Here is a 5,840-nt window from a genome sequence, read left to right on the forward strand (position 1 = left end):
GGACGTCGCGGCCCCCGGCGCTCCGCTCTGGCGCGTACGCGGTCCGCCGGAGTCCCCCTCATCCGGGCTGTGGTCCGCCTCCGGCGACGTATCGGGGCTGGACGAGGAAGACGGCTCATGGAAGATGCCGCCCTCCGTGGCGATTTCCGCCACGAACAGCCCGGCCAGCACGGGGCCGAGCACCGACGCCATGATCGTGACCCGCCGCCCCCGCCCGCGCCGCGCGCGTCGCGCCCGGCCGCCGACGATGCCGCGGGGCTTCGGCTTTCTACGGGACGCCTTGCGCCGGTCCGCGCGGGTCGAGGCGGCGCCGGGGGCCGCGGAGAGCTCGCCGTCGGCGTCCTCGCCGTCTACGTCCTCGCCGACGACGTCGTCGCCGTAGTCGGCGGCGGCGTTTTCGGCGGCGGCGTTTTCGGCGGCGGCGTTTTCGGCGGCAGGGTACGGATACCCCTCGGCGTACGCGCCGCAACCGGGGCAGGCGAGAGCGCCGTTGAGGTGGCGGCGGCAGGCAGGACAGTAATCCATGTCGCCGGGCAGGTTATGTGCCCGGCGGGTAGCGGAGGAACCGCGGATTGTGAGAATCCTGTGCAAGGATCGGATTCACGCCGCACCTGTTTCCGCTTGGCCGAAATTGTCCGCCTCGGCGGCTCAGCTCCTCAGCGCCTCAGCCCCGGAACTCTCGGCGCCTCAGCCCCGGAACTCCTCAGTCCTCAGCCCTTGAACGCCGACTGCGCAAGCCCCTGCCCCGCCCCCGCGAGGACCAGTACCGACCCGGCGAGCGGCTGCTCGGCGGGGCCGAGCCCGACCCGGGCCGAGGTCACATACAGGTCGGTCAGACCGGAGCCGCCGAAGGCGCACGCGGTCGGGCGGCGCACCGGCAGTTCGACCACTCGGTCGAGCGTGCCGTCCGGGGTGTAGCGGCGGACCGCGCCGCCGTCCCACAGCGCGACCCAGACACCGCCGTCGGCGTCCACGCACAGCCCGTCGGGGAAACCGGCCCCGTCCTCGATCCGTACGAAGGGACGGCGGCCCGTGACCCCCTCGCCCGCCACGTCGAAGACGTCGATCCGGCAGGTCGGGGTGTCGGCGTAGTACATGAGGCTGCCGTCCGGGCTCCAGCCGGTGCCGTTGCTGACAGTGACGTCGGGCAGGATCTCCGTACGGGAGCCGTCCGGGGCGATACGGGACAGCGTGCCGCCGCCCGTCGCCTCGTCGTAGCGCATGGTGCCCGCCCACAGCGAGCCGTCCGGCGCCACGGCCGCGTCGTTGCCGCGACGGCCGGGGACCGGCTCGTGGGCCAGCCAGGAGAATGCGCCGTCGGCCCCGTACAGGCCGATGCCGTCGCGCAGGTTGACCACCAGACCGCCGCCCGCGCGGGGCTTGGCGGCGCCGACGTGCTGTTCGGTCGCCAGGACCGTGCGCCGGCCGCTGGCCGGGTCGTAGGTGTGCACGCGGGACGAGAGGATGTCGACCCAGATCAGCCGCTGCGCGGCGGCGTCCCAGGTCGGGCCCTCGCCCAGCTCGGCGGCCGCCCGGACGGCGACGTCCAGTCCGTCGCTGATGCCGCCGGCGATGCTGTCGCTGAAGGTGTTGATGCCGGTCACCCCATTCGGCTCGCTCATGCTCCACGCCTCCGGTGTCCGAGGCGGGCCGACAGCTCGCCCGCGCCCTTGGCGGCCAGCTCCGCCAGTTCCTCCTGCCGCTCCTCGCTCCAGCGGATCATCGGCACCGAGATGGACAGCGCCGCCACGACCTTGCCCACCGAGTCCCGCACCGGGGCCGCCACGCAGCTCACATCCGGGTTGGACTCGCGCTGCTCGACGGCGACACCGCGCTCGCGGATGGCGGCGAGGTGGCGGCGCAGCTCCTGCGGGGAGCTGATGCTGTTGTCCGTCATCGCGGCCAGCGGCCTGTCCTCCGGGATGCGGGCGGCCAGGTCCTCCTCCGAGAGGGAGGCGAGCAGCATCTTGCCGACCGAGGTGCAGTGGGCGGGCAGCCGGCGGCCGGCGGCGGAGACCATGCGTACGGCGTGAGTGGAGTCGACCTTGGCGATGTAGATGACGTCCGCGCCTTCGAGGATGGCGACATGGACGGTCTCGTCGCAGGTCTCGGCGACGCTGCGGGCCACCTGCTGCCCCTCGGCGGCCAGGTCGAGCTGCTCGGCGTATCGGCTGCCCAGCTGGTACGGGCGCACCCCGAGCCGGTAGCGACCGGGCTGGTCGGGGACTTGCACGAGGTAGGAGCGGGCGGCCAGGGTGGTCACCAGCTCATGGACCGTCGTACGGGGCAGCCCGAGCTTGCGGGTGATCTCGGGTGCGGAGAGCGTGCCGTCCCCGTCGAGGAAGAGCTCGAGTATGTCCAGGGCCCGGGTCACTGCGGGCACCAAGCGTCCCATGTCGCTCGCCCACCCCTTCTGGTCCAGTTGGCACCATCTGTTCGAGATTCCGGCCAGCGACCGGTATCGCGAACACAGATTACGCAGGGGTGACTTCTCCAGGCAATGGCCAGGCATTGGTACCCCTGGGTAACGTCCGGGTGCGTCACGATGGCGCCATGAACTCCGCGCTCGACCCCTCGGCCGACTCCTTCCCCACACCCTTCCCCTTTGTGCTGGTGCTGCTGCGGAGAATGGCCGATTATCACCCGGACCTGGTCGAGGGCGCACTGCGCGAGCTGGGCTTCAGCCGCTCCGTGATGCGTGAGGCCAACCGCCGCTGGCAGGCCATGCGGCGCTCGCCGCGGCGCCGGTCCGCGGTCACCCACTACCGTTCCGTACTCGGCACGCCCGAGACCACGGCCACCCGCCGGATCGGCGATCTGACCTGCGAGGCGCTGAGCTGGCCGGTGCCGCTGTGGCCGGATCTGCGGTTCGAGGTGCTGACCGTGCCGGGCGGCGGGGTGTGGAACGAGTGGCTGGTGCGCTCGTCCGGCGCCGCCGGGCCCCGGCCGCGTACGGTCGAGGACCTGACACCCTGGTCCTGCACCGTGGACGAGGTGGCGAAGGCTTTCGCGCCCGCCCGGCCGATGGAGGGCTCGGCGCCAACCCGCTGGCGGATCGCCTTCACGGCCCCGGACTCAAAAGGTGAACTCCACCACTGTGTGGCGGAGTTCACCTGGGGGCTGCTGCAGCGTGTTGACGCCGTCAGGCCAGCTTCGCCGACAGAGTGATCGTCGTACCGGCGAGCGCCTGGCTCACCGGGCAGTTCTTCTTGGCATCCTCGGCCGCCGCGACGAACGCCGCCTCGTCCACGCCCTCGACCGTGCCCTCCACGGTGAGGTGGATACCGGTGATGCCGGTGCCCGGCTGGAAGGTGACGTCGGCCTGCGTGGTCAGCTGCGTCGGCGGGGTCCCGGCCTGGGTGAGGCCGTGCGAAAGCGCCATCGAGAAGCAGCTGGAGTGCGCGGCCGCGATCAGCTCCTCCGGGCTTGTCTTGCCGTTCGCCTGCTCGGCGCGGGAGGGCCAGGAGACCGGCTGCTCGCCGATCCCGGAGGAGTCGAAGGTCACCGCCCCTTTACCCTCGGTCAGATTGCCGTGCCAGACGGTGTGCGCGGTGCGCGTCGTAGCCATGCTTCCTGCCTTCTGTGAGCTTCTGTGAACTTCTGCCGGCTTCGCTTCCGGGAGCCGTGGATCACCTGTCGGTGATCAGCCGGTGATCAGCCGGTGATCACCCCTGAGCCTACGACCCGGAACCCACGTTCCACGCGACAACGGCGGGTCGGCCGTGCTCGGTTCCGAGGCGGCTGACGGTCGCCGTGTCGAGCCGGAAGAGGGCGCCGCCGGAGGACGGCAGTCCGAGGCGGCGCGCGGTGAGGACGCGCAGTACGTGGCCGTGGGCGACGAGGACCACATCGCCGCGGTCGGCGCGCAGCTCGGCCTCGATGGCGGACAGCACCCGGTCGACGCGGGCGCCGATCTGCTCGGGCGTCTCGCCGGGGTGCTCGGGGTCGCCCGGGGCGACCCCGTCGGTCCACAGATTCCAGTCGGGCCTGGTGCGGTGGATCTCGTCGGTGGTGATGCCCTCGTAGCCGCCGTAGTCCCACTCCTGTAGGTCCGGCTCGATCCCCGCCCCCTCGATCCCCGCGAGCCGGGCCGTGGCCACGGCCCGGCTCATGGGGCTGACGAGGGCGAGCGCGATCTTGCGGTCGGCGAGCAGCGGGCGCAGCGAGCGGGCCTGTTCCTCGCCGTGTGGCGTGAGCGGCAGATCGGTCCAGCTGGTGTGTCTGCCCGACCGGCTCCACTCGGTCTCGCCGTGCCGGATCAGCACCAGCTCACCCACGGCTGCCCGGCGCTCCCGCCTCGCCCGCCTCCGCCTTCTCCTGGGCCGCCTTCCCCTGGGCCTCGGCGACGGAGGCGCGGACCGCGTCCATGTCCAGGCCGCGGGCCTGGCCGATGATGTCCTCCAGGGCCGGCTCGGGGAGGGCGCCGGGCTGGGCGAAGACCGCGATGTTCTCGCGCACGATCATCAGGGTCGGGATGGACTGGATGTCGAACGCGGCGGCGAGCTCGGGCTGCGCCTCGGTGTCGACCTTCGCGAAGACCAGGTCCTGATGGGTCTCGGCGGCCCGCTCGTAGACAGGTGCGAACATCCGGCACGGACCGCACCAGGAGGCCCAGAAGTCGATCAGGACGAAGTCGTTTCCCGAGACGATCTCGTCGAAGTTGTCCTTGGTGAGTTCAACGGTGCTCATGCCTGCGCTACCTGCTTCCATACTGTCGGCAGTGGGGCCTTCGCTGCGATCCGCAGTGGCCCGGACCGCGTCAACCAGGTCGCCTCAGGTGGTATTCCCGCAGTGCTCACACGGTCGTGACCTGCGGCGGCCGTGACCTCACGCGGCCGTGGCCTCAGGCGGTCTCCGCCGTGTCGATCCAGGTGACGCGGTGCGCCTCGGTGGGGTCGGGGGTCTCCCAGCGGCGGATCAGCCGGTCGATGACCGCCTCCGGCACCGGCCGGGGCCGGGCGGCGTTACGGGCGCGCAGCACCGCGGGCGGCGCCTCGAGAGCCACCAGGTCGACCCGCCCGCCGTACGCGGCCACCAGCCCCACGCACTGCTCGCGCAGCCGCCGCGAGACGTTCGTGGCGTTCCAGACGAACGGCTCGCCCGCGCGCAGATGCCCCCGCGCCGCCTCCCGCGCGGCCGCCACCACCGGGGCCTGGTCGGCGGCCGGATCCACGCCCAGCTCGGCGCGGAGCGCGTCCAGGCTGACCACGGGCAGACCGGGGCGGTGGGCGCCGATCCAGTGGTCCTTGCCCACACCGGGCAGCCCCGACAGGACGGTCACCGTCATCCGGGTGTCGTCGTACGCGGCGTAGTCCGGGTCCCGGCCGGGGGTGCGGAAGTACTCGAAGCGGGCGTGGTCGGAGGGGAACCGGCGCGGCGCGGTCAGGCACTTCTGCTCGGCGCAGTACTCGCGGTACAGGTCGACGTTCTCCAGCATCACGTCCGTATCGCCGCAGATCCGGCCGAGGATATCGGCCCGCGCCAGCACCGCCAGGTCGTCGTTGCTGGCCAGCAGGGAGGCCCGGAAGGCGATGCGCTCCAGATCCGGCCGCTCCAGCGCCCAGAACGGCACCTGGTGATGCCTGACCAGGGCGGCGACGTGCTCACGCCAGGCGATGGGCGCCCCCAGCTCCCACAGCACCCTGCGGGCGATCAGCTCGCCGCGCCGGTTCCCCTCCGACCACGCCCGCTTCGAGTACTTCCGCACCCCCGGCCGGGACCCGGACTACGCCGCGTACGACGACACCCGGATGACGGTGACCGTCCTGTCGGGGCTGCCCGGTGTGGGCAAGGACCACTGGATCGGCGCCCACCGCCCCGGTCTGCCCGTGGTCAGCCTG

At 72.2% G+C, this 5,840-nt stretch carries 8 protein-coding genes and 1 pseudogene; 2 read left to right on the plus strand and 7 right to left on the minus strand.

Translation table 11 applies throughout. The features are described from left to right. The 3 genes from CCN51_RS55370 to CCN51_RS43625 all read right to left on the minus strand — a co-directional run. Positions 1-525 (minus strand): SCO2400 family protein (locus tag CCN51_RS55370; RefSeq protein ID WP_425444795.1); only part of this gene is annotated, 525 nt, incomplete at its 3' end. Positions 526-710: 185 nt separating this feature from the next. Beyond that, positions 711-1,622, minus strand: a complete 912-nt coding sequence (locus tag CCN51_RS43620; protein WP_078610655.1) for an SMP-30/gluconolactonase/LRE family protein — start codon at positions 1,620-1,622, stop codon at positions 711-713. Next, positions 1,619-2,395: an IclR family transcriptional regulator gene (locus CCN51_RS43625; protein ID WP_043487678.1), complete on the minus strand. Its 777-nt coding sequence runs from the start codon at positions 2,393-2,395 to the stop codon at positions 1,619-1,621. The genes CCN51_RS43620 and CCN51_RS43625 overlap by 4 nt, the downstream gene beginning before the upstream one ends. A 158-nt stretch (positions 2,396-2,553) precedes the next feature. On the opposite strand from CCN51_RS43625, the gene CCN51_RS43630 reads away from it, so the two are divergent. Further along, positions 2,554-3,168, plus strand: a complete 615-nt coding sequence (locus tag CCN51_RS43630) for a hypothetical protein (protein WP_014179961.1) — start codon at positions 2,554-2,556, stop codon at positions 3,166-3,168. Here CCN51_RS43630 and CCN51_RS43635 read toward each other — a convergent pair. The 4 genes from CCN51_RS43635 to CCN51_RS43650 form a co-directional block, all read right to left on the minus strand. Further along, a complete protein-coding gene (locus CCN51_RS43635; RefSeq protein ID WP_014179960.1) occupies positions 3,143-3,568 on the minus strand; it encodes an OsmC family peroxiredoxin in 426 nt (141 codons plus the stop codon). The two genes, CCN51_RS43630 and CCN51_RS43635, sit on opposite strands and share 26 nt — an antisense overlap. Before the next feature lie 109 nt (positions 3,569-3,677). Next, complete coding sequence (locus tag CCN51_RS43640; protein ID WP_014179959.1) at positions 3,678-4,277, minus strand: histidine phosphatase family protein; 600 nt, start codon at positions 4,275-4,277, stop codon at positions 3,678-3,680. Next, positions 4,270-4,689: a thioredoxin gene (gene trxA, locus CCN51_RS43645; RefSeq protein ID WP_014179958.1), complete on the minus strand. Its 420-nt coding sequence runs from the start codon at positions 4,687-4,689 to the stop codon at positions 4,270-4,272. The genes CCN51_RS43640 and trxA overlap by 8 nt, the downstream gene beginning before the upstream one ends. 154 nt (positions 4,690-4,843) lie before the next feature. Next, positions 4,844-5,641: an AAA family ATPase gene (locus CCN51_RS43650; RefSeq protein WP_245881804.1), complete on the minus strand. Its 798-nt coding sequence runs from the start codon at positions 5,639-5,641 to the stop codon at positions 4,844-4,846. Between CCN51_RS43650 and CCN51_RS43655 the strand changes: the two are divergent. Continuing rightward, positions 5,616-5,840 (plus strand): annotated as a pseudogene (locus tag CCN51_RS43655) (hypothetical protein); the annotation flags it as partial. The gene CCN51_RS43650 and the pseudogene CCN51_RS43655 overlap by 26 nt on opposite strands.

Origin of the sequence: Streptomyces milbemycinicus, assembly GCF_002154605.1 — a bacterium.
GTDB classification, from domain to species: Bacteria; Actinomycetota; Actinomycetes; order Streptomycetales; family Streptomycetaceae; genus Streptomyces; species Streptomyces milbemycinicus.